Here is a 23542-nt window from a genome sequence, read left to right on the forward strand (position 1 = left end):
TGATTCCGCGGACGGGGTGGGATATATCGCCGTTCAACCGCTGGACGTTTCGGCATGTCCGCGAGTGGACACCAACCGCCTCAATCTGGCGTGGCGGAGGACCTGTCATGCCGCTTCCGGAGCGTCTCACAGATATCGATGGCATCGAGTCCGAGGCGCTGGCGGCGATCCACGCCATTCGGGATGCGTGGGCAAGCCGCTGATTGGTTGTCCCACGCACTACCCGGGGTTCGGCAGAATCTCAGGCGATTTGAAGGTGGTAGCGGTACCATCCCAGCGCTCGACCGGGCGTGGTTACCTGCCTGAGGCCGCCAGGGCAAATGCGGCGGCTGTTGCCTGCTCATCCGTCCGATCGGCAACGTTGCGCGCTTATGAAGTGATAAAGATGGGCGCTGCGAATGTCGAACCATCATTGTCAAGCTCGGATGGGCGAACACTAAACCAATGTTTTAATCTTGCACACACACTCCGAAGATTCTTCGCGTAACGAGTGGACGATTACTAATATCCCTCGTTTCGAGGCTGAATAGTCTTGCCACTTAGCTTAATACAGGAGACCATCATGAATGAGCGACTATCCGATGCCGCCAACCGCCTAATCGTCAAAAAGCGCGATTCCAGTGCGGATCCGGTAAATCTATGCGGCCTGAATTCAACCAAAGAAGCGTATGATATCCAGGCATGTACTCTGTCTTTGCTGTGTGCAAATGTGGTGGGCTGGAAGGCGAGTCTGTCAGCCGATTCCTCCGTACTATCCGCCCCTATTTTTGATTGCGATCTTTTTTTCTCGGGCGAGACACTGCCAATCCAACGAATGAAAGACGGCGTGGAGTGCGAGCTGGCTTTCGTGATCGACACTGCGCTCGGGCCGCTACCGGTAAGTGGCTATACGAGACCAGATGTTATACCCTGCATTGGTGGCGTCATGGCTGCATTCGAATTGCTAGACAGCCGGTTAGTGGAATTGTTTCAGTCGCCGATGCCGCACCTGTTGGCAGACAACCTTGGCAATGGCGGTGTCGTGTTAGGGATGGCAAACCCTTCGTGGCAGGAGCATGATCTTCTCGAAATCGCTGTCGAGTTGACCGTGGATAATGTAACCGTCCTCTCAAGGCGCGCTGGACATCCAGCAGGGGATCCGATTGATGTCGTTGTGGCACTCGCCAATCATCTCGCTCATCGCGGAAAAATCTTGGAACCAGGTCAATTTATCATGACCGGTTCCTATACCGGGGTACACAAAGTCGAAGCCGGGCAAAACTTAGCGGCGACTTTCGCTGGCTTCGGAAGTTCTGTTCTCCATGTTGCCCCTGCGCAAAACGATTACTGAAAAGAGCGGGGCGTGACGATGTCTGGGTCAAATTGCAGCTGTGTCAGATGTTGTCAGTATCTGGGGCAGCTTAGTTACTTGATAGTCCCCCTCTCTAAGATTGACACGTCAGAGTCTAAATTACACTAAGCCAATGGCATGTCTCTTGTCGCTGCACGTTTAGTTTGTGCCGCCGGCCGATGTTGTTAGGCGAACTCGTCCGGCGGGACCGGGGGGGGTTGTGATGGAAACGTATTCCATTTTGGAAACAACTCATTTATGTTGATTAAAACGGAGAGGCCAAGTGACTGTCGCTGCTGTATCCAGATGTCTGACGCTGTTGGAGCTGCTCGCGGGCGAACGTGAGCCTGTGGAATTATCGGATATTGCGGATCGGCTCGACATGCCTGCCAGCGCGATCCACAGGCTCATTGCGACGCTGGTGAACCACGGGTGGGTTATCCAAGACGACGCCAGCCAGAAATATGCGCTGTCGCTGCGAATGAGCACCCTGGCCTTCCGGAATCTGGATGCCCGCAACGTACCGGACGTGGTCCAATCGGTCTTGACCAGGTTGGCTGCGGAAACACGGGAATATTGCCGTCTTGCTATTTTGGAAGGTCGTGACTTGGTCTGGGTCGCCAGGGCACAGGGTGCCGTCACCGGTTTACGGTACGATCCCGATATGGGGCAGGAAATAGTGCTGCATGCAACTGCTAACGGAAAGGCTTGGCTTTCCACATTACCGGAGGAAGAGGCCCTGGAACTCGTCTACTCCCGCGGATTTGGAGTAAGGCGCAAACTCGGGCCGAACTCGGCTCGTTCGGTCGACGAGTTACGGGTTCGGCTCGAGGAAACGCGACAACGGGGCTTTGCCACCTCCTTGGAAGAAGCTGAAACCGGGACGGCCGCGGTCGCCGTACCATTCCGCGCCAGTTCTGATCCGCATGCGCCAGTTGCTGGCACGATATCGGTCGCGGGCCCTCTTATCCGCATTACACCCGATCGCTGGCCAGAATTAGCGGACGCGCTAAATCGAGCGGCGACAGAACTCAGCCAAATCTGGCCGCTTCGAAGCCGTCAGCGGGCGATGACACCGCTAACTATCACAGCAGGAGCGGGAGTAGCCAAGAGAACGCAGTCTGCGTGACAGCATAACCAGCATCGCTCGAGCCCATTTCCACCGTTCGGCGACCACAGAAACTGAAGATTGCCAGATGACGGCTATCATGTTCAATCATGCCACGGTCCGCGAACGCGCCGACATGCTGAGCTTTCTGCGGCTGAGCGCTGAGCGAGGCATCGATACCGTTTCCATCTGGGGAGAGGAGATAACGAAGGTTGGGGAAGCAAATGCTCTGGCAGCATTGCGCGATCATGGTATGAAAGTTTCGGGTTACAATCGTATTGGCCCCTTTGTGCCGGAGTACTTGGGCCGCGCCGAAGCGGAACTGGAAAGGGCCGCGCGGTTTGGCGCCGACCATGCATTCCTGTTCACCGGGGGGCTCGCAGAAGGGGAGCGCGGGCTAGCGGCAGCACGGCGGCGGGCGGAAGACCAGATCGGCCGGCTACTGGAAATGGCCAGGCGCATAGGGGTCAAGCTCGCTATAGAGGCCTTGCATCCAATGCTTGCCGGCGACCGCACCGTAATCACAAGTCTAACGTCTGCCAACGACCTGTGCGAGGCTTTTGGGCCTGGAATCGGCGTGGTCGTGGATGTCTACCATCTTTGGTGGGACGAGCGACTGGAAGCAGAGATTATGCGCGCTGGCCAAGCTGGGCGGCTTCTTGGCTTTCACGTCAATGACTGGCTGCTGCCAACCCGCCATCTCTTGACCGATCGCGGAATGATGGGAGATGGCATCGTTGACCTGCCAGCGATAGAAGGCATGATGCGGCGAGCAGGGTTCCGCGGTGCGATAGAGATTGAGATTTTTTCAACGGATTGGTGGGCCCGTGATCCGGCAGAAGTAATGGACATCGCCATCGCGCGTTGCCGGCGTATTTTTGGCGAAAAAGTGGTGGAAGCAAGCTCTAATCAGCGCCAAGTCGTGCTCCAGTCGCCTTAGGACTGATGGTCACTCCTAACGGTCCTCTCATCCGATGCGCTCTTTGAAGAGTCGAATCAAGTTTGCGGAGAAGTCAAGCCACGCCTGATAGGCGCTTGGGTGTACATCAACCTTGCCGCCGACAGCCGAACGGGCAGGTCCATCGCTTCGAACCAGGTGAATGCGGATGTGGTGCTACCCTCGAAGCGTTGGGCGCTTTGCAATAATGGGTATCTGCCGCGCGTCGAAGGAGATGCGCGGCGGTTGAACGCAGGACCCGATTTAACCCCAGATCTCGCAGATGTGTTCGGCGATCAGCCCTACCTGCCCTCTGATCATGTGGATGCCCGAATGGATCGCAACACCCCGGGCCTCGGCTTCCGCCAACAGCCGCGTCGTCTCTGGCTGTGCAATGACCTCCGCCATCGTCATACCTGGTTGCAGGAGGTCGGGGTCCAGCGGCAACGCATCGGTTTCCTTGAGGCCAAGTGAAGTAGCGTTGATGACGAGCTGCCCAGCTATGGGTTTCGCGGGACCCGCTCTGGCAACAGTGTGCCCGAATTCAGCATTCACTGTCTCCGCCAATGCCTCTGCTTTCTCGAGAGTGCGGTTGGAGACTGTGATGCTGTTCGCCCCCGCTTCCACCAGTGCGAACGCAATCGCCACGGCGGCTCCTCCCGCCCCTAGGATCAGAACATCACGATTCTCCATCGCGATGCTATTGGCCTGAAGTCCGCGAACGAAACCTTTCCCGTCAAACTGGTAGCCACGAAAGCTGCCGTCCCGCTCACGCCGCACGACATTGACCGCCCCCACGCGTTTTACCAGGGGATCGAGGCTATCGCAGAGCTCGAGGGCGGTCTGCTTATGGGGCAAAGTTATGCCGAATCCTACGAGGTTCGGCATGCCTTTTAACCCGGCCCAAATCGTGCCAAGCTCCGGTACTGGGACCTGGAGTGGTACACACGCAATATCGGCGCCACGTGAGCTGAAGATCGCATTGATCGTGGCAGGGGTTTTCGCCTGCGCGATCGGATCTCCGATTATGCCCATCAATCGCGTGGTGCCTTTGATCTGGCAGCAGTTCACCATGAGAGTTCCTCACGCTTGAGCCAAACGATGCTGCCGTCTTCGATGCCGACGATGAGATCGAGGGCACCACGACCGGCCCAGTCCACTGCTTCTGGGGATGCGACGTGCATGGCCATGGCTATGGTTTCATCTCGGAACTTGAACGGGTTCGGCAGGGCAAAGCGCGGCTCTTCAGGCGTCCCGACATTGCGTGAATAGAACAGACCGGCCTGCTTCGTGGTGTTGCGCGGCGCGCCGGTCTTCGGATCCGGGGGAACACAGGCACGAGCATGAGTGCCGAAAATCAGGTCCGTGCGTCCGGTGCCTTCCCAGTCGCAGAAGCAGAGCTTCACGCGGCCGCGGCCACCGCCGACATCGACGGTGAATCGCATCGGGTCGCCGTTTGCCCAACGAACATCGCGCTTGTCCACGAGTTCGGTATCGGAAACGCGCTTCCAGTCGCTTAAAACGCCTTCGTCATCCAAAGCAAGATAATGAAGCTCGCCGTCCTTGAGCCAATCCACGACTGCCGGACGCACGCGCCAGACGGTCTTCAGAGGCTTGCCCTTGTAGGTCAGAAATTCTTCCCCGGCAAAGCGCGGCGGCAACGCCTTCTCGCCCGTATTGCGGAAAAGCCGATGACGGCCGGTCACGTCACTGACAAGAAGGTCCATGTGTCCGGAGCCCGTCCAATCCGCGATCGTCGGGCAGGAATAGCCGAACATCTTTTCCGATGGCCCCTGAATGGAGCCGGTAAGTCCGGCGGCAAGCCGGATTGGCCTTCCATCAGCCGTCAGCATAATCTCCTTATCCAGGTAAATCGTCCCGTTCTCCTCCCGGCTCTGGTAGAACAGAAGCTCGCCGGTGCTGTTGCCGACGACGAGGTCGAAATGGCCGTCGCCACTGAAGTCATACGCTGCCGGGCTCGGCAATACGCCAGCGTGGATCAGCGGCTTGGTTGTTTCCACGCGTCCACGCTTCTCGAACCGCGGAACGCCATCTTCCCCATCGCCACAGTTCTTGAGATAGGTGACGTAACCATCCTCGGCGCCGACGAGAATGTCTTCGCGGCCATCGCCGTCCCAGTCGATCACACAAGGCAGATGGATGCATTGATCGAGCTCAAGGACCGTATCGTCGGGAGTGCGAAGCAGGCTGGTCGGCTCAAATTCTCCGTCTTCGCGCTGGCGCGCAATATGCAGGATGTTCCAGAACTCGCCGGCGATCAGGCTGGGGCGCGATCCGCCAAAGCGGCCAAAGGCCGGCGCAAGCTGGCCATAGACTTCCAACGGAGTTTCACCCGCGATGAGGGGACGGCCACGTTCCAGCATCGGGTCGTTCAACGTGCCCTTGTTCTTGAAGACGTAGAGGAAGCCGCGCAGCGGTCCGCCGAGCCAACGTTCGGCGTCGTCATAGCCGCGGTAACCTTCGTCATTCCATTCCAGCCCGTTTGGCCAGTAGTCATCCCAATTGTCGCTGCCGACGATCAGCTCAGGGACGCCGTCCCCGTCGATATCGTGGAAGCGGGCCATGTGGAAATATTCGTTGCCCTTGACCCACTCCGCCTCAAGATCGAGGCGCAGAGGCTCACCGAATGCCGGCGCCCCTTTCTCGCCGATATTCGGGAAAACAAAGATCTGCTTACGCATACGCGAGGCAGATACAAGATGAAAAATGTCGCCATCCTTCACGGCAGTTACGTATCCTCGGACGCGTTCAATAAGCTCTTCCTCGCCGAGAATTGGCGTGCCATCCGGGTTCGTTCCGATTTGGCGCCGAAGAAATACGCGTCCATCGTAACAAGCGTCCCAAACGGAAAGAAGCAGGTCGCGCGTGCCTGTCCCACTCCAGTCTACAACTTCGACACAGCTGATGATGCGCCCGGCAACTGGCGCTGACGTCACTTGGGGATGATACCTCAGCGCCTCAGAACCATAGTCTGGGCCGTGCCACACGATCGCATCGTCCTCCCATCTTTTGACGCTCACGCTTTTTCTCCTTGTCCGGATCAGGAATGGAATGCTATTCTAAAACGAAATATGATTTCAACTCTAGTGAAAAAGAGCCTCAATGACAAAAAAAGCCCATGGAATCGTACCGGTCATGCTCACGCCCTTTGCCGCCGACAATTGCGTTGACTGGGAAGGGCTGGAGCGACTGGTGGAATGGTACATTCAGAATGGTGCCGACGCTCTCTTCGCCGTCTGCCAGTCAAGCGAAATGCAAAAACTGACGCTTGATGAGCGAATTGCGCTATCGAAGAGAGTGGTCTCGCTGGCCGACGGACGCGTGCCGGTGATAGCGTCCGGACACATCAGCGATCGCCCCGACGACCAGCGCACCGAACTGATGGCAATGGCGGACACCGGTATCGACGCGTTGGTGCTTGTCACCAATCGACTAGACACCGGCAATAATGGAACAGAGGCCTTCCGCCACGGTCTCGATGCGGTTTTGAGTTGGGTGCCAAGTGATCTGGCATTAGGACTTTACGAATGCCCTGCACCCTATCGCAGGCTGCTGACTGACGAGGAATTCAAAGAATGCCGCGATACGGGGCGTTTCGTCACTCTTAAGGATGTCTCTTGCGACCTTGAAACGATCCGGCGCCGTGTTGCGCTGTCAGGTGACTCGGGATTTGCCGTAGTCAATGCCAATGCGGCGATTGCAGCGGCCGCGATGCGCGAGGGCTCCAAGGGTTTCGCTGGCGTCTTTACGAACATCCATCCCGATCTCTATGCCTGGCTGTATCGCCACGCTGGTGACGGGACCGATTTGCGCCGCGAGTTGGAAATATTTCTGGCGCTGTCGGCAATGGCCGAGCCAATGGGCTATCCGGGCCTTGCAAAGATTTATCATACCCGCCTCGGGACTTTCTCGAGCGCCCATTCGCGGGTCACCGATTACAACATAGCTGAGCGCCACTGGGCAGTAATGAGTCTGCTTGATCACATCCATGCAGGGACAGAACGCTTCCGACAAAAGATAGCTGAACGCTCGTAGTGGGAGGCGCATCAGGCTGTGCTTTGGCGACGTTCTGGGCAAGCCGATGCCGGACCGGAGGGCATGCTCTGCAAACCCGCGGTCTTCGCCGATCCTTTGAGACCTTGAAGGAGAGGACTTATGATCGTCACGTTCGGTTCTATCAATGCCGATCTCATATTCGCAGTAGAGGATATGCCGCAACCGGGCCAGACGCTTCTCGCAAAGCAGTTTCGGACCGAAGCAGGTGGCAAGGGAGCCAATCAGGCCATCGCTGCTTCGCGCGACGGCGCCACGGTAGTCATGGTAGGGGCGGTCGCCAAGGATGCGTTGGCCGACATCGCAATGCAGAACTTGACCCACTCAGTTGACGTGAGCCGAATAGCTCATGTGACCGAGCCGACGGGTTGTGCATCGATCCTAATCGACGGCCAAGGCCGTAACATGATCGCAGTTGCTGCTGGCGCCAATCTTGTTGCGTGCTCCGACATGGTGGATGATGGCCTCATTTGTAAAGCAACCGCCGTCCTCATGCAGATGGAGAATGACACGGCGCAGATTGAGCGGCTCATCCGACGCGTTAAACATCTGGGAGGCAGGTCAATTCTCAACCTCGCACCCGCATTTCCGTTGGATCGTAAGTCTCTGTCGAGCTGCGATTTGATAGTCGTCAATGAGGACGAGGCAGAAGCGCTGGCAGGTTGGATGGCGTGCGAGCCATCGGCTCAAGATTTGTCCAGGTGCTTGAATACTGGCGTGCTTCGGACACTTGGTGGCGATGGAGCGGAAGCTTTTGCCGACGGGGAAAAAATTTCTGTTGCTGCAGTACCGGTCGAAGTCAACGACACCACAGCGGCCGGCGACTGCTTCGTAGGTGTCCTTGCCTCAGCATTAGATCGCGGCTTCTCACTTAAGGCTGCCGTCGGTCGAGCTGTAACCGCAGCGGGCATCTCATGTTCGCGCAGGGGCAGCCAGTCGAGTATCCCTTTTGCGGCGGAGACAGATCAATGGCTTCTGCAAGCCTAGTGCGAAGGTCGCAAAAAGGTATCCTGCGCCGTATTTGTTATCCCGGAAATCACGTCTCGCGTGCAACGTGGAGACCGGCATGAGTTATGCTTCGTTCCTTTCGGCAGTACTGGCGCTTCTGCTGGCGCCTGGTCCGACGAACACATTGATGGCGCTTGCGGCTGCCCAGAAAGGGCTCCGCCCTGTGCTGCGTCTCCTGCCTTCAGAGTTGCTTGGATACCTTACGACGATCTTGCCGCTCGCGTCGCTAGGCGGTTGGCTGTTTGATCGCTGGCCTGCTGCCGGGGTCACGTTAAAAGTAGCGGCTGCAATCTGGGTGATGTATCTCGCTGTGAAACTCTGGGAGGTGCGACTTAGGGGAAGGGGAAAGACCGAGGTGACGGCACTGCGGGTCTATATGACCACCGTCCTTAATCCCAAGGCCTTGATCTTCGGTCTTGTCCTCTTGCCCGTTCCAGTGGACTCGCAGTTCCTCCCGAAACTAGGACTATTAGGTCTTTCCGCAACCGCCATAGCCCTCACATGGGGTTTGGCCGGAGCGCTGACGCAGATAGGCGAAGCGGGAGGAACTCGCCTGCGTATTGCGCAACGCATTGCTTCCATATGGCTGGCTGTGGTCTCGTTTACGCTTCTTGCCTCTTTGCTTAGGACCTGAGCGACAGTGGCCGGTTTGACCCTGAACTTCGGCTTCCTGTGCAGGGACACCGTCAAAATGCCCGCTCTCCACTTTTGGCACCGGTATCGACACTACGTGTGTACTTACCCGAACAATGTTCGGTTAATGTCCAGAGGACGACTCTCCAGCCCTTGGAAGAACCGGCACCAAAAGCTCGCTGAAGGGGAATGTTCGCGGCACGCCCGGTTTGTCTCGGGCCTCAAAATGGGCTTGTCGGCTGCCATCTTGAACTGCTTCGTTGACAACACGGCCGACACCGCATAAATAGAACAATGTTCGTTTATTAAAACGTAGGCAGGCTCAGGCCCCCTTGAGGGACCGCTCGATTATCGTGCTGTTTGGAGGTGAAGACCTCAAGCCAAGCGACTATTCGGACAGGAGGAGTACCCGTGAAAAAAGTTGCATTGGTCGACACAGCCCATTGGCATGTCCCGCTCTACCTCGATGCGTTGGAGAAATCTGGCGTCGAAATAGTAGGCGTCTCCGATCCGACGGAAACCACCGGGCCCGCTCTCGCTCGAAAATTTAAAACGACATGCTTTGCAAGCTGCGAAGAGCTTCTTGCGCACGAGCGTCCTGAATTGGCGTTCGTCTTCGGCAGGCACATCGACATGCCGAGAACAGCCAATCTGCTGCTCGACCGCGGCATCCCATTCGCAATGGAAAAGCCCTGCGGAATTAGGGCTGCAGATGTTCAACAGTTGGCTGAGAAGGCAGCCCATAAGCAAGCATTCGTAGCGATACCTTTTATCTTCCGCCTGAGTGACACGATGAAGGTCATCCAAGGTGGCGAGGCTCCAGTCAGGCTCGACCACGCCAGCTTCAGGTTCGTTGCCGGACCGCCAAGCCGCTATCAGCGGGCAGGCAATCCTTGGATGCTGGAGCGCGACATCGCAGGCGGCGGACCATTGATCAACGTTGGTGTACACATGGTCGACATGTTCCGAACTTTAAGTGGCAGCAAAATCGTGGCCGTGTCGGCTTTTGCCACATCGCACATCAACAAATTATCGATCGAAGATTTCATTACCGTCACGCTTCAATGTGCATCCGGGGCGATCGGGACAATCGAGTGTGGGTACACGTTCCCCAGCACTCCTGGCCAGCAACGTGAGTTTACGTTCTCTGTTCGTGCCGGCAATCGCTTCTTGCGCTCCGTTGACAAGGGGATCGAAGTTATCAGGGACGGAGCGAATGGAATTGAGCACGAATTTGTGCCTGCTGAGTTCGAAGCCGACTTGTACTACTCCGATTTTGTCCAACACGTGCTCAAGGCACAGCAGGACGACAGCGTAGCCGTTGCAGATTTCCGGGACGCAGCAGCCGTACTGGAGCTGGTCGAAGCGGCTTACAGGTCGGCATCTGAAGCGGGCCGGACAATCCACCTGTCGCACTAAGATCGCGAAATGCGGAGTGCGTTTTCCCAATCACAACAAGTCAAGGAGAGCTTTATGAGTAGCGTGTTCCATCGAATTCCGAAACGCCATCTTCCTGTCGCTGTCAAAGGCGACGGCATGTTCATATTTGACAAAGACGGCAAGCGATACATCGACGGCTACGCCGGGGGCGCCTGCGTCTCGTGCCTTGGTCACAGCCAGGAGTCGGTTATTGAGGCCGTTCGGGATCAAATCCGGAAAATGGCCTTCTTCCATTCCGCTATGTTCACGTCGGAGCCAATGGAGGAACTTGCGTCCATTCTGACGACCGATGCTCCGGAAGGCCTAACCCGCGCATTTTTTACCAACAGCGGGTCCGAGGCGGTTGAAACAGCCGTCATGATGGCTCGACAATATTTCGTGGAGATTGGTCAGCCGCGGCGAAAGAAAGTTATCGGCCGCCGGGCTAGCTATCACGGTGCCGGCCTTACGGGACTTGGCATTGGCTACCAGGTAGCCCGCCGCATACCCTTCGAAGAGATCCTTCCGAGCGTATTTCATATTTCGCCCTGCTACGAATACAGGGGGCGATTGGAAAGCGAAACGCCGGAGCAATACGGATTGCGTGCAGCCAATGAATTGGAACAGGCAATCCTGGGACTTGGTCCCGACACGGTAATGGCCTTTGTCGCGGAAACGGTTACCGGCACAACCAACGGTGCTACTCCACCAGTTCCGGGCTATTTCAAGCGGATACGCGAGATCTGTGACAAGTACGGTGTTCTGCTCGTTTTGGACGAGGTTTTCTGTGGCTTAGGCCGAACCGGCACTCTGCATGCCTGCGAGCAAGATGGCGTGGCTCCTGACTTCCTGACATTTGCGAAAGGCATTGCGGCTGGATACCAACCGATTGGCGCGACGATGGTTAACCAGAGAGTCTACGATGCCATCGTCTCCGGTTCAGGAACCTTCAAAGGCGGATACACGTACTCGGGTCACGCGACCGCATGTGCGGCAGCAATTGCAGTGCAGAAGTTCCTGCGGGCCCCTGGCTTTCTCGACCAAGTAAAGGCAATGGGGAGTGTGCTCGCGCAGCGGCTGCAAGACAGGTTCGCTCAACATCCGCATGTTGGCGACATACGCGGTCGAGGTATGTTGATGACTGTAGAACTTGTCGAAGATAGGAGCACAAAAGCTCCTTTCGCAGCCTCGCACGGCTTAAGTTCAAGGATCTACCAAAATGCCCAAGCTAGAGGTCTGATTACACACGCGCTGAGTGGCACGATTGACGGCTATGTCGGGGACCACGTTGTCATTTGCCCCCCCTTGATCGCTAGTGGTGAGCATATCGAAACAATCGTGGGATTGCTGGGCGAGGCCATCGACGCGGCCCTTGTGGAGGTGCACGCAAACGCGGCGTAGGATCAATTAGGTACAACCGCCTCCACCACTAAGCGTCGCGTGATGACACGCGACGCGCACAACATCGAGATCGGGGCAGAGGTGCTGGCTCGCTTGGTGTCACTTACAACAATCGGACAGCTGAGGCCGACTTCCCAATGTTGCGCTTAGCATCTACGAATTCCGGACGCAGGTTGCCCGGCCCATCCTTCTGCTATTAAAGTTGCAACAGGCATCGAGATTGGCCATCTCTGAGAGGTAATCGTGGCAAACGTTTCACCGACAGAGCGTACTCTTGATATCATCGAACTGCTCGCAGACCATCCAGAAGGTCTTGCGATTAGCGATATAGCGCGACGGCTCAAACTTCCAAAAAGCATCGCCCACAGGCTCCTCTCAATTCTTGTAGGCCGGAACTTCGCCATTCAAGAGGCCGTCACGCAACATTATCGCTTGGCAATCCGGACAGCTGCTTTGGGACTTCGTTTTTTCGGCAACATCGGCCTCAACGAGATTTGCCAGCCGATCCTCAACAGATTGGCGCAGCGCACAGGCGAGTTCGTTCGTGTTTGCGCGGCGGAAAACGGTGAGCTTGTATGGATCGCCAGTGCTCAGGGAAGCTCAGAGGGCCTCCGTTACGACCCCACGATGGAAGCGGGACCGGCGCTCCATGCAACAGCTAATGGTCGCGCCTGGTTGTCTACTTTGGATGATGTAGATGCCTTGGCGCACGTACGTCGGCGGGGATTTATCCTCCCGCGCCACTATGCGCGTTCCCTGGTTGCCAATGAGAAAGAACTTTCGGACGAGCTGAAGCGGGTTCGAGAATGTGGCTACGCGATCTCTGCGGATGAGAGTGTGATCGGCATTGCGGCGCTTGCAGCACCTATTCCTGATCGGGAGGATGGACCCGCGCTGGGCTGTGTTAGTGTCGCCGGGCCGTCAGTGCGGATGCCTTCATCTCGCTTGGAGGCAGTCGCACCGGATCTACTCGCTGCGGCAAGGGAACTGAGTGAGACCTGGCCTATACCGCATAGAAGCTGGCGACCGTCTGGAGCCTGATATAGCTGATGGCATTCGTCGCCGTGGCCTGCTGCCGGTTCCATGGACACCGAGTTAAGGTGTTGAAGATGGAACCGGAGTTTTCCCATGGACAGAAGAAAGTTCAGCCGCGAGTTCAAGCTTGAGGCTGTGAGACTGGTGAAGGAACGAGGTGTTGCGGTCGCGCAGGCGGCTCGGGATCTGGACCTGCACGAGAATGTGCTTCGCAAATGGATACGTGATCTATCGGCCGATCCGCAGCATGCGTTTCCCGGCCACGGCCAAATGAAGCCGGAGCAGCTCAAGATCGACAAGCTGCGTCGCGAAGTGGCCAAGCTGAAGGCGGAGCGCGACATCCTAAAAAAGGCCGCAGCCTACTTGGCGAGGGAAGTGACATGCGGTTCGCTTTCATCGCGAAACACCGGAGCATCTGGCCGGTGGCATGGCTGTGCAGTGCACTGGATGTGTCCCGTTCCGGCTTCCATGCCTGGCGCAACCGAAGCCCCAGCGCCCGGTCCCAGTATGATGGGGCTCATCTTGTCGAGATAGACCGAAGCTTCAAGAGCAGCGACCGCACTTACGGCACACGCGGGGTCTGGCACGATGTCCTGGCGGAGGGGCTCTCTTGCGGCCTGCATCGCATCGAACGGCTGATGCGGGAGAACGGCCTGAGAGCCCGGCCACGTCGGCGTGGCCTGCCGAAGGATGCCGGGGACCGGCTGGTCGCGTCAGTATCGCCGCATCCTCGACCGTGCCTTCGAGGCATCGGCGCCGAACCAGAAGTGGGTGGCCGACTTCACCTATATCTGGACCGCGGAAGGTTGGCTCTACGTCGCCGCAGTAGTCGACCTGTTCTCGCGCCGCGTCGTCGGCTGGTCGATGAAGGTCGAGATGACGGCCCAACTCGTCACCGACGCCCTCATCATGGCGATCTGGAGGAGAGGCAAGCCCGACAGTCTGCTGCATCATTCCGATCAGAGCAGTCAATATACGAGCGAGCAGTTCCAGCGGCTGATGGTCGACCATGGGCATCACCTGCTCGATGAGCAGGTCCGGCAACGTCTGGGACAATGCAGCGATGGAGAGCTTCTTCTCGTCGCTCAAAACCGAGAGGACGGCCCGCAAGGTCTACAGGACGAGGGACGCAGCTAGGGCGGACGTGTTCGACTACATCGAGCGCTTCTACAATCCCAAGCGGTGCCACTCGACGCTGGGTTATCTCAGCCCAGTTGAGTTCGAGGAAATAGCGATGTTAGCTTATGTGCCTGTCCACTGAACCGGCAGCAGGCCACCGCGCTCTCCCGCTGGGCCGGGCTGATCAGCGCGCCACGAGACATTTGGGTGGCCTTGGCTTTCTGTTCCAAGGCAGGAGTTCGGCCAACTTGATGTCGTGTTCGTGCAGAAGATCGTATCGATGCGAGCTCTACCGGGGTCGCCGAAACCCGCGCCGATAATGGAAGCTGCCTGATGCGCCCATGGCCGGCGGATGCTCTTTTTCTGGCCGGTTTGAAACAGGCGCCGCTGGCAACCGGGGCTGTCAGGCGGCTGGATCCGGCATAGGCGTCGGCCTGCATGATCCCAGGCCTTGAGGCGGCGGCGCGGATGCTCGCCGCAGCCGTCGCGCGAGAGCCGCCGACACGGAGAAGGCCGCGGCAACAACCGCGCGCTTCTCCTCAGTGCTCCAGCGCCGAAACCGCTCGGGACCCGTTAGAGCCTCGCTTTCCGGCATCGCGCCGTCTTTGCACCGGTGCAAACACCCCGCGTTTGCACCGGCGGCACGTCAGATCACGGCCTCGGCCGGAAGACGGCCCTCGGCGAACCTCGGCGGTCCTCGGCGGACGGGTACATCGTTTTCAAGTCGCCCGCTGCACTGCCCATTCATTGTTGCTCGGCCGATCCGGCCAGAGCTGCGGTGCTATGATTTCGCGCGACGATATTCGCGGTAGGAATACCTGGAACGTGCCCGATGGCTCAGCCCGGCGAGATTGAGAAAGCGGCGACCTTCGACTACTCAATTGAAAACCGCCGAGGGAGCTTGGGCAGACGAGGTCATCGCGGAGCCCAGCACTTGAGCCGGCCTACGTCGCAGCCGCTCGGGCGAGTTGGCAGAGGCCTCCCCAGCTGCAACGTTGCGTAACGGAAAAAAGCCCGGCCGTATCAGAATCGCACGCTGGACAGTTGTGCGGCCTGCTGTGAGGGCGAATGCCGGGCGGCTCAGCTACTCGACTATCAACAGATTTCGTACTTGACATTATTTGAGCTTGGGTTCTAAATTGGAAATGAATTCCATAACGAAAAGGTTGGCAAAAAGCCAACGGGGAACATACCGCAATGCGGAAGGCAAAATCGGCTAACGGAACACGAGTCTTCGATTTCCAGGAGTCTATCGGCTGGATAGTCAACCGCGCACGAAAGGCGGCCCTGGTAATCTGCTCTCATTCGGTATTCGAAACATCAAGTGCGCGCTTGGTGTTTATGAAATACCGGAGCGAACGCATTAGCTTTGCGGTTTCGCGGCCAATCCAACTTGTTCCGTCAACTCCAGCGAGCTGTTCCTGAGGACCTGAAGGCCGAGAGACGGTGGCTGCACGCCCATCACCCAGCGCAAACGACGAAGGAGAGACCAATGAAACCGTCACCTAAAACATTGTCACACTACACGCGCCTTTTCGGCATGACCACGACAGTAGTTATGCTTTTCTCGACAGCTCACGCTGCCGATCTAAAAGGGAAGGAAGCAGTTATCTGGAGTCCAGGCGGCAAATACACAACTGCACTTGAACAGGCGTACGTCAAATCATTCGAGGCAGAAACTGGGTCGAAGATTACTTTGGTTGAGGCCGACATCGACCAAGCGGTCGCCGCCGCTTCGGCGCAGGTAAAGGCTGGGAATATCCAGTGGGATGGGCTATCGTCCATCGATGCTCCCTATATGCCGAAGCTAGCTATGGACGGCGTCCTCGAAAGGATCGATGCTTCCAACATTCCAGGCCTCGAAAAGCTCCCGAAGGCTATGGCAAATGACTACGGTGTGCCTATCCTCAACTCGGTCGTCACCGTTTCTTATCGTGATGCCGATAAGGTTGTGCCCCTCAAAAGCGTTAAGGATTTCTTCGATCCGAGCATCAAAGGGCCTCGCGCCATGAGTTCCAATGCTGGAGAGGCGCAGATGGTCTGCACTTTGGCGCTCTTGAGCGATGGCGTCAGTGTCGATCAGTTGAGCAAGGGCCTCGATACTGCGCGATGCCTAAAGATCGTTGACCGGATCAAGGATCAAGTGACAGCGTACTGGTCAAACGGCAGCCAGATGGCACAGCTGATGATTGACAACAATGTTGACTACTGCCTGTGTTGGGATGGCCGTATCATTCAGGCGGCGCAGGCGAATCCACAATGGAAAATCCAGTATAACGGTGGCATCCAATTTCCGTCATACCTCGCCTACACGAAGGGCACGAAAAACTCTGACGTACTCAATGCATTCGCCGAGTATATGCTGGATCCGAAGCGGCAAGCGGAATTCACCAAGCTGGTCGGCTACAGTGCACCTAACCCTGACTCTGTGGCCTATCTCCCAGACAACTTGAAGCCGTTTGTCAGCGTTACGCCAGAGGCGCAAGCCGTATTGACCAGCTTGCCTAACGCGCTTCTTGAGACAATGTCGAGGCAGCAGGTGGAGCTGGGAAAGGCTTGGCAGGCCTACGTCAGCAAGTAAGCAGCCAAACCATCCACCAAATGATCGAGTGACATGCAATTGAATAATAATACGAAAGCAGGGCGGGGAAGCGCCGTCGCGGAAGTTGACAGGGGGGTCGTCCTCTCTCAACCGGTTGGCTTTGCCAGCGTTTCCCCGCTCTTGATCTTGCTCGGCATATTCTTCTTCGGGCCAATCGTTGCCCTTACGCTGGCCATACTTGATGGCGGCCTTAAGGAAGCCGGCAGGCTTTTCACGCAAGTCCTCACTGATGAGGTTTTCCAAACGGTCGCGCTCAGAACAATTCGCATTTCACTGATCGTCACGGTTATCAGCGTGGTGGTTGGGTATGCGATGGCCTACGCGATGTGGAGGAGCTCGTCGAGCATGCGGTCTATTGCTCTGGCGCTCATTATGTTCCCACTGTTCACGAGCATTGTTGTGAGGACTTATGCCTGGACAGCGTTGTTTAGCCGCAACGGAATGATTAACACGGCCCTGCTTGAGGCGGGGCTAATCGATAAACCCTTGACCATGCTCTATACCGAACCAGTCGTTCTAGTCGGCATGGTTCAAGCCATGCTGCCATTTGCGATATTGCCAATATACACGATACTACTTGGTCTTGATTTAGATTTGTTGCGCGCCTCGGCAATCTGCGGAGCCCGAGGCCGGCAAACATTTCTGAAGGTCGTTCTGCCTCTGACCAAACAGGGAGCAGGTGTGGCAAGTGTTCTGGTTTTCGTTATCTCGCTCGGCTTCTTCATCACTCCTGCAATTCTTGGTGGGCCTAGGAGCGCCATGATTGCGAACATGATAAGCACCGAAGTCACCACGTTTTATGATCTGAAAGGAGGCGCGGTGATGTCCGTTCTTCTTCTAGTTGTCACGCTGTGCTTGCTTTTCATTGCCAGCATGATCGGCAGCGTTGCTGCACACTACAGGAAGTCATGAGTATGGGTGAAACCGTAATCGTCAAACGAATTCGGTTTGCGCTTATTGCGCTCGTGGCTCTCTACCTCATAGGGCCGACACTCGTTGTGATCTGGTTATCTTTTAGCAAGGATGAGGTTCTTAGATTTCCGCCTCACCTGTTCTCCTGGCGCTGGTACGAGGAGTTCCTGTTTGATGAGCGTTGGAACGACGCTGTCTTGCGCTCGCTCTTGGTGGGCTCACTCGCTACTCTGTTCGCAACGCTCATTGGCAGTGTGGCTGCATTTGGAATAGCGCGCACCAGATTGCCTGGAAAACAGATCGTTGAGATCTTTGCCATCGCCCCATTAGTTGTTCCACCGATCATTCTAGCGACCGGCGGCTATTCTTTGTACTCGAATTTAAACATGATTGGATCGAACATTGGGCTCGCCATCATGCACACTGTGTTGGGCGTGCCGTATGTCTATCTCATTGTGTCGTCGGCTCTAACACGCAACGATCCGAGTATCGAGCTCGCGGCGCTAAGCTTGGGCGCAAACCGTTGGCGCACCATCCGAGACGTCACCGTTCCAGCCAATCTACCGGCGATCATAACAGGGGCGTTGTTCGCATTTTTGATTTCCTTTGACGAAGTGGTGGTAACGGTCTTCTTGTCTGGCTCGATGACACCAACGCTGCCTGTTCGGGTGTTCTCCAGCCTTTCACTTGCTGTTTCACCGGTCGTTGCGGCGGTCTCTACGGCGCAAATCATCATTGCGCTGATACTGATGTCGCTACTTGGTCAACTGCAGCGTTGGCAACGACGATGGTCAGAGGTCACCCCGGCTCTCTAGTAAATCGCGGTCCGTTGGATCCACCTCAGAAGGAAGGTTTCGTGGGCATACATTCAACACTTTCGCAGTCGCACGATCGCTTAGGAGGAGTTCCGGTGTCAGCAAATATTGGTTCGGTAACCGGGTCTCGGGTGCAGATGAAAAATCTCACCAAGGAGTATGGAACGGTTAGAGCCGTCGATAACGTTAGTATCGATATCGAGCCAGGCGAATTTCTTTCGCTGCTAGGTCCGTCTGGGTCAGGCAAAACAACGGCACTGATGATGCTAGCCGGTTTCGAGAGGGCGACATCAGGTACAATTCATATCGGCGACCAAGATGTCACCTCAGTTCCGCCTTTTGCTCGTGGCATCGGGATGGTATTTCAAAGCTATGCCTTGTTCCCACACATGAGCGTATACGACAATATCGCCTATCCTCTGAAACTTCGAAGCATGTCAAAATCAGAGGTTGGTGAGCGTGTGCGTCGCGCGATGGATATGGTAAAGCTCCCAGCGGACAAGTTCGCCCATAGATTGCCGCAACAGCTCTCGGGAGGACAGCGCCAGCGGGTCGCCCTAGTGCGCGCGTTGGTATACGAGCCGCACGTGCTTCTAATGGATGAGCCGATGGGAGCGCTGGATAAGAATCTCCGAGAAGAGCTCAAACTCGAGCTCCTCAGCCTTCAAGAGCGGCTGCGCCTGACAATCGTTTATGTGACCCACGATCAGGGAGAGGCTTTGATGCTTTCCGACCGCGCGGCCGTGATGCGAGATGGACGGATCGAGCAAGTTGCACATCCCGAAACGTTGTATCGACGACCGCGAACGGAGTTCGTTGCGAACTTTCTTGGTGAGGCGAACCTGGTCCCCGTCAATCAATCTTCCGAACGGGAATTCACCTTGCCGGATGGTCAGGTGGTGCGGAGCAGCCCCGATATAACCGTAAATGCATCACAACCGTACCTACTGATGCTGCGGCCCGAGGAGATCGAGGTCTGTTCGGACGGCGAGGCAATGCTGCGAGGCAGGATACAAAGTACCGTTTATCTTGGGAGCTCGGTTCGTCTCGGCGTTGAGACGCCAATGGGTGTCCTGACCGTGCTAGCAAAGCCAAACCAATCGCGCCGTTTCGAGCGCAACCAAATCCTAGGTTTGCGTTTCGCGACTGGGGATGCAGTCCTCGTCCCCCGAAACAGCTAGAGCAGTTAACGATCGGCGCTGTCCCAGGCAGCAGTCAAACGGACGCTTCCTCTGTTTTGCCCATCCGAGTTTCGCATCGAGACTGGCGGCGGGGCGACATATGGGACTCCGGCTGCTGCTGCTCCGACGAACACTTAGATCGAGAAAGATTTTGGGATGCCCATCGTCGACCGTCTATCGCCATTGTTTCCAGCCACCTCGCCTTGTCGAGCCTTGCAACGCATGAACGGCGAATGTGCCTCTCGTGACCTGCCTCGGGTTACGCGGTGACCTCCGTGAAGGTACTTGTGACAGGCGTTAGCGCCGGGATCGGTGGAGCGATCTGCGAGCAACTCGCCGATACGCACGGCAAGGCTCTCTCTCTGATGATGTGTGTACGGCGGTCGACAGAGCTGGTCGAAGAGTTGGCGAGCGCCTGTCGGCTTCGGGACTCCACAGTCGTGATCGTGACAGCCGATCTTAGCCAACCTCCAGCGCCTGCAGAATTGGTGGCACGGGCAGTGGAAGAATTTGGCGGTCTCGACGCCATTGTTTCCAATGCCGGCATTGCCGACCCAGCTCCGCTCGAGTCACTCGAGTTGGATGCATGGGACCGTATGTTTGCTATTACATGTCGAGCGAGCTGGTTGCTTGCGAAGTCTGCATTTCCCCATTTGTGCGACAGCCGCGGGAGCTTCGTGGCGATATCATCGCAGTCCGGCAGCCATCCCCATCGCGGCACCGGCGCTTACAGCTCTGCGAAAGCCGCACTAACAATGCTTTGTCGCCAGCTTGCGATTGAGTGGGGACAATACGGTATCCGCGTCAATTGCGTGTCGCCCGGTATGATCAGAACCCCGATGACTGAAGCAGTGTATCAGGACGAACGGATGTTGAGGGCGCGCGAGACCATTGTGCCTTTGGGTACTATCGGACAGCCCTCGGACGTTGCCCGCCTGGTTGAGTTTTTGATTGACCCCACGAACCGCTATGTGACGGGACAGAATATTGGAATTGATGGTGGCCTCTCTCAAACACTTTTGGATCGTATCCCTGGACTAGCAAGGAGGCGGTAATCTGGGGACGGGCTCACGCTGCCTAAGGAATCCGTCATTACACTGATCGAGAAGCCAAAAGGAGCTATTTCGCTCTTTCCACATAACATCGGCAGCACATGCGCACACAGGCATTTCACTGAAACACGAAAAGCGAAACGTCGTTCGGCAAATAACTAGTCTGAACATTGACAGTCACAAAGAATAGCCTTAAAAGCAGAACAACGTTTCACGTATAAATCAGACGAAAGCGTCCGCGTTCCTTGGGGGCATTCTGTGGGAGCTGCTGGGGCCGCTCCCGTGCTAGAGCGCGCCAGGCAGGAGGTGACTCATGACAAACCACTATGACGCAGTCGTACTAGGCGGCGGACACAATGGCCTGGTGTGTGCGGCCTATTTGGCACGAGCAGGAATGCGAACGACTGTTCTGGAACGGCGCCACGCAGTCGGCGGTGCGGCATTTTCTGAAGAGGTGTTTCCCGGCTTCACATTCTCAGTCTTTTCGTACGGGTTGCAGCACCTTTACCCGCAAATCATTGATGATCTGGACCTTCGGAAATTTGGTCTGAAAGCCGTCCCCTATGGCGACCTCTTCAGTCCGACAGAAGACGGTCATTGCTTGATAACAAATGACGATGTCGCAGCAACTGCGAAGAACATAGCCCAGTTCTCTACGCGAGACGCTGAAGCGTATCCCAAGTTCGTCGACTTTCATAATGGACTAGCGGCCTACATGCGCCATCTCGGCACGGAGGTTCCGCCAGATCCAACTGCTTCAACGTTCCGCGATGTCACCAGAACGCTCGCATTCTCTTGGCGGAATTTTGGGCTGAGAACCAAGATGTTTGATTTTGCCGAACTTATGACCCAAAGCGCTGAGGAATATCTGAGCCATTGGTTTGAGAACAATGCCGTTCGTGCGCTGTTCGCTTATCAGGCAGGCATTGGAAATTTCATAGGTCCGCATTCGCGAGGATCCGCGCTTGCGTGCGTCTACAATATGCTGACTGATCATTCCTACGAAGTAGTACGCGGGCACGTTATCGGAGGCATGGGAACCGTATCGAAAGCCCTGGCGGCATCCGCTCAGCGCTTAGGTGTAGAGATTCACACTAACGCCGAAGTCGAACACGTTATCGTCGAAGGTGGTAAGCTCAAAGGCGTAGCAACCAAAGACGGTCGGGAGTATCGTTCTGGAATTGTAGCCAGCAGCATGCATTCGAAAATTCTCTTTGGTAAGGTCGTTGAGCGAAAACATCTTCCAGATGACCTCGTTCAATCGCTGGAAAAATTCAACACTGTCGGCACGAACTGGAAAATCAACGTCGCTTGCAATCGGCCGCCTCAGCTCAAATGCCTTGGGTCGGACACTGACAGCCCAGTATCAGCATTCGTGCATATCGGGCCCACTATAGATTACCTAGAAAAAGCATACGATGATGCGAAGTACGGAAAATTTGCCCAGGTCCCGTGGATGACCGTGGCAACGCCTACCTACCTCGATAAGAGCATGGCGCCCGAGGGTAAGCATGTCGTGAACCTCTACGGTGGTCATGTTCCATATAAACTACGCGAGGGAGACTGGTCGTCACGCCGATCCGAGTTCGTCCAAACTGTTTGGAAAGTGCTGGATGAATTTGTTCCAGGATTTACGAATGAGATCATAGATTATCAGGTCCTGCTTCCCACCGATATCGAAAATATCCTCAACATACCAGGGGGCAACATCCTGCATGGGCAGATGACTCCCGATCAATTGTTCTCGCGCAGGCCGTACCCGCACTACGCGGACTATAGGACACCCATCAAAGGCCTATATCAATGTGGCTCCTCCTGCCACCCTGGTGGGGGCGTCACCGGATTGCCAGGCTTCAACGCGGTGCGGGAGATCCTGCGAGATCGTGGGAAGAATCGATCTTGAAGCTGACACTCGGTGGCCGCCACGACGTCACGCCTTGTCGCCCCGCGAGGTGTAGTCACGAAACGAGCGTGCTGCCTCTCCGGCCCGTCTTCGTTGACGAAAAGCTAGAGTCGTTGCGCATCTAGGTCACGTCCGGAGAGCCTAACCCGTAGACGACGCTCCGTAGCTCAAAGGTAGAAAGGCAGAAAGAAACAAGTGATGGACGTTCGCGCAGCAGTGGCCATGCAGGCCGGCAAACCGCTTGAGATCATGACCGTTCAGCTCGACGGCCCGAAGGCCGGCGAAGTGCTGGTCGAGATCAAGGCAACCGGCATCTGCCACACCGACGAGTTCACTTTGTCGGGCGCCGATCCCGAAGGCCTGTTTCCGGCCATCCTCGGCCATGAGGGCGCCGGCGTCGTCGTCGATGTCGGCAAGGGCGTCACCTCGGTCAAGAAGGGCGACCACGTCATCCCGCTCTATACGCCCGAATGCCGGCAGTGCCCGTCTTGCCTGTCCAGAAAAACCAATCTGTGCACGGCGATCCGCACCACGCAGGCGGCCGCCGCCGCGGCACCCCTTAACTCGGCGACCATATCGCCCCTTGCATGTTCTAATGTCATGGCCCGAAACCTCCATGTTCATCGGCCTTGTTGCAAGGTGCCTGGGCGCATCGCTTACTGACAAGGCCAAAGGCTTCGAGGTCCTACCGCGCCGGTGGGTGGTGGAGCGTACATTCGCCTGGCTCGGCAGGTGCCGAAGGCTGGCAAAGGACTTCGAGCGCACCATCGCCTCCGCCGAAGCTTGGGTCTTCATCGCAAACATCCGAATGCTCACCCGCAGGCTCGCAAGACATTGAAATATCCACGGTCATTTCGATTCAGACACTTAGAGTTTTCGACACCAGCCTGTCGCGGCCTTACGCGCAACGGGGTGGTTCCACTTGCTGCCCGTTTCAAAAAGACGGACGCCCGCATGATGTGTCTCCGAGCGCTGACTGAAGGGCATCCAGTCCATGGCCCTGTTCCAGTTTA

General features: G+C 56.6%; 17 protein-coding genes and 3 pseudogenes. 18 read left to right on the top strand and 2 right to left on the bottom strand.

Going from position 1 to position 23542, the window contains the following annotated elements; genetic code table 11:
* The first annotated feature begins 562 nt into the window (after nucleotides 1-562).
* The 3 genes from BPNPMPFG_RS39195 (at nucleotide 563) to BPNPMPFG_RS39205 (ending at nucleotide 3378) form a co-directional block, all read left to right on the top strand.
* Nucleotides 563-1330 carry a 2-keto-4-pentenoate hydratase gene (locus tag BPNPMPFG_RS39195; RefSeq protein WP_258598324.1) on the top strand — a complete coding sequence of 256 codons (768 nt, stop codon included), beginning with the start codon at nucleotides 563-565 and terminating at the stop codon, nucleotides 1328-1330.
* Between the two features lie 283 nt (nucleotides 1331-1613).
* Nucleotides 1614-2459, top strand: coding sequence for an IclR family transcriptional regulator (locus BPNPMPFG_RS39200; protein ID WP_258598325.1), 846 nt, complete (start codon nucleotides 1614-1616; stop codon nucleotides 2457-2459).
* 67 nt (nucleotides 2460-2526) lie between these two features.
* Entirely contained in the window at nucleotides 2527-3378 is an 852-nt protein-coding gene (locus BPNPMPFG_RS39205; protein WP_258598326.1) for a sugar phosphate isomerase/epimerase family protein, read from the top strand.
* A gap of 261 nt (nucleotides 3379-3639) precedes the next feature.
* Here the strand turns inward: BPNPMPFG_RS39205 and BPNPMPFG_RS39210 are convergent, their stop codons facing one another.
* Nucleotides 3640-4449, bottom strand: coding sequence for a shikimate dehydrogenase family protein (locus tag BPNPMPFG_RS39210; RefSeq protein ID WP_258598328.1), 810 nt, complete (start codon nucleotides 4447-4449; stop codon nucleotides 3640-3642).
* Complete coding sequence (locus BPNPMPFG_RS39215) at nucleotides 4443-6416, bottom strand: FG-GAP repeat domain-containing protein (RefSeq protein ID WP_258598330.1); 1974 nt, start codon at nucleotides 6414-6416, stop codon at nucleotides 4443-4445. The genes BPNPMPFG_RS39210 and BPNPMPFG_RS39215 overlap by 7 nt, the downstream gene beginning before the upstream one ends.
* Before the next feature lie 82 nt (nucleotides 6417-6498).
* Between BPNPMPFG_RS39215 and BPNPMPFG_RS39220 the strand changes: the two genes are divergently transcribed.
* From BPNPMPFG_RS39220 to BPNPMPFG_RS39290, 15 genes and pseudogenes are all read left to right on the top strand, one after another.
* Complete coding sequence (locus tag BPNPMPFG_RS39220) at nucleotides 6499-7431, top strand: dihydrodipicolinate synthase family protein (RefSeq protein ID WP_258598331.1); 933 nt, start codon at nucleotides 6499-6501, stop codon at nucleotides 7429-7431.
* A 120-nt stretch (nucleotides 7432-7551) separates the two neighbouring features.
* The gene (locus tag BPNPMPFG_RS39225) at nucleotides 7552-8436 is read left to right on the top strand and encodes a ribokinase (RefSeq protein ID WP_258598333.1); all 885 of its coding nucleotides are present in this window, start codon (nucleotides 7552-7554) and stop codon (nucleotides 8434-8436) included.
* 79 nt (nucleotides 8437-8515) lie between these two features.
* Nucleotides 8516-9091 (top strand): hypothetical protein, encoded by a 576-nt coding sequence (locus BPNPMPFG_RS39230; RefSeq protein ID WP_258598335.1) that lies wholly within the window; start codon nucleotides 8516-8518, stop codon nucleotides 9089-9091.
* A 410-nt stretch (nucleotides 9092-9501) separates the two neighbouring features.
* Nucleotides 9502-10509: a Gfo/Idh/MocA family protein gene (locus BPNPMPFG_RS39235; protein WP_258598336.1), complete on the top strand. Its 1008-nt coding sequence runs from the start codon at nucleotides 9502-9504 to the stop codon at nucleotides 10507-10509.
* Between the two features lie 54 nt (nucleotides 10510-10563).
* Nucleotides 10564-11910, top strand: a complete 1347-nt coding sequence (locus BPNPMPFG_RS39240) for an aspartate aminotransferase family protein (protein WP_258598338.1) — start codon at nucleotides 10564-10566, stop codon at nucleotides 11908-11910.
* Nucleotides 11911-12153: 243 nt separating this feature from the next.
* Complete coding sequence (locus tag BPNPMPFG_RS39245; RefSeq protein ID WP_258598339.1) at nucleotides 12154-12951, top strand: IclR family transcriptional regulator; 798 nt, start codon at nucleotides 12154-12156, stop codon at nucleotides 12949-12951.
* 87 nt (nucleotides 12952-13038) lie between these two features.
* Nucleotides 13039-14206, top strand: a pseudogene (locus tag BPNPMPFG_RS39250) (IS3 family transposase).
* A gap of 1350 nt (nucleotides 14207-15556) precedes the next feature.
* Nucleotides 15557-16645 (top strand): ABC transporter substrate-binding protein, encoded by a 1089-nt coding sequence (locus BPNPMPFG_RS39255; protein ID WP_258598340.1) that lies wholly within the window; start codon nucleotides 15557-15559, stop codon nucleotides 16643-16645.
* Nucleotides 16646-16678: 33 nt separating this feature from the next.
* The gene (locus tag BPNPMPFG_RS39260; protein ID WP_258598341.1) at nucleotides 16679-17578 is read left to right on the top strand and encodes an ABC transporter permease; all 900 of its coding nucleotides are present in this window, start codon (nucleotides 16679-16681) and stop codon (nucleotides 17576-17578) included.
* 2 nt (nucleotides 17579-17580) lie between these two features.
* The gene (locus BPNPMPFG_RS39265; RefSeq protein WP_258598342.1) at nucleotides 17581-18393 is read left to right on the top strand and encodes an ABC transporter permease; all 813 of its coding nucleotides are present in this window, start codon (nucleotides 17581-17583) and stop codon (nucleotides 18391-18393) included.
* Between the two features lie 95 nt (nucleotides 18394-18488).
* The gene (locus BPNPMPFG_RS39270) at nucleotides 18489-19574 is read left to right on the top strand and encodes an ABC transporter ATP-binding protein (protein ID WP_258598344.1); all 1086 of its coding nucleotides are present in this window, start codon (nucleotides 18489-18491) and stop codon (nucleotides 19572-19574) included.
* A gap of 275 nt (nucleotides 19575-19849) precedes the next feature.
* The gene (locus tag BPNPMPFG_RS39275) at nucleotides 19850-20629 is read left to right on the top strand and encodes an SDR family NAD(P)-dependent oxidoreductase (RefSeq protein ID WP_258598345.1); all 780 of its coding nucleotides are present in this window, start codon (nucleotides 19850-19852) and stop codon (nucleotides 20627-20629) included.
* Nucleotides 20630-20939: 310 nt separating this feature from the next.
* Nucleotides 20940-22529: a phytoene desaturase family protein gene (locus BPNPMPFG_RS39280; RefSeq protein ID WP_258598346.1), complete on the top strand. Its 1590-nt coding sequence runs from the start codon at nucleotides 20940-20942 to the stop codon at nucleotides 22527-22529.
* A 198-nt stretch (nucleotides 22530-22727) separates the two neighbouring features.
* A pseudogene (locus BPNPMPFG_RS39285) lies at nucleotides 22728-23066 on the top strand (alcohol dehydrogenase catalytic domain-containing protein); the annotation flags it as partial.
* Nucleotides 23067-23187: 121 nt separating this feature from the next.
* Nucleotides 23188-23367 (top strand): annotated as a pseudogene (locus tag BPNPMPFG_RS39290) (transposase); the annotation flags it as partial.
* Between the last annotated feature and the right edge of the window lie 175 nt (nucleotides 23368-23542).

This window comes from Mesorhizobium sp. AR07, assembly GCF_024746815.1.
Classification (GTDB): Bacteria; Pseudomonadota; Alphaproteobacteria; order Rhizobiales; family Rhizobiaceae; genus Mesorhizobium.

What these genes read in the sequence shown, in the direction of transcription:
- BPNPMPFG_RS39195 (WP_258598324.1), top strand. Translation starts at nt 563, where the DNA reads ATGAATGAGCGACTATCCGATGCCGCCAACCGCCTAATCGTCAAAAAG.
- BPNPMPFG_RS39205 (WP_258598326.1), top strand. Translation starts at nt 2,527, where the DNA reads ATGACGGCTATCATGTTCAATCATGCCACGGTCCGCGAACGCGCCGAC.
- BPNPMPFG_RS39210 (WP_258598328.1), bottom strand. Translation starts at nt 4,449, where the DNA reads ATGGTGAACTGCTGCCAGATCAAAGGCACCACGCGATTGATGGGCATA.
- BPNPMPFG_RS39220 (WP_258598331.1), top strand. Translation starts at nt 6,499, where the DNA reads ATGACAAAAAAAGCCCATGGAATCGTACCGGTCATGCTCACGCCCTTT.
- BPNPMPFG_RS39225 (WP_258598333.1), top strand. Translation starts at nt 7,552, where the DNA reads ATGATCGTCACGTTCGGTTCTATCAATGCCGATCTCATATTCGCAGTA.
- BPNPMPFG_RS39230 (WP_258598335.1), top strand. Translation starts at nt 8,516, where the DNA reads ATGAGTTATGCTTCGTTCCTTTCGGCAGTACTGGCGCTTCTGCTGGCG.
- BPNPMPFG_RS39240 (WP_258598338.1), top strand. Translation starts at nt 10,564, where the DNA reads ATGAGTAGCGTGTTCCATCGAATTCCGAAACGCCATCTTCCTGTCGCT.
- BPNPMPFG_RS39255 (WP_258598340.1), top strand. Translation starts at nt 15,557, where the DNA reads ATGAAACCGTCACCTAAAACATTGTCACACTACACGCGCCTTTTCGGC.
- BPNPMPFG_RS39260 (WP_258598341.1), top strand. Translation starts at nt 16,679, where the DNA reads ATGCAATTGAATAATAATACGAAAGCAGGGCGGGGAAGCGCCGTCGCG.
- BPNPMPFG_RS39265 (WP_258598342.1), top strand. Translation starts at nt 17,581, where the DNA reads ATGGGTGAAACCGTAATCGTCAAACGAATTCGGTTTGCGCTTATTGCG.
- BPNPMPFG_RS39280 (WP_258598346.1), top strand. Translation starts at nt 20,940, where the DNA reads ATGACAAACCACTATGACGCAGTCGTACTAGGCGGCGGACACAATGGC.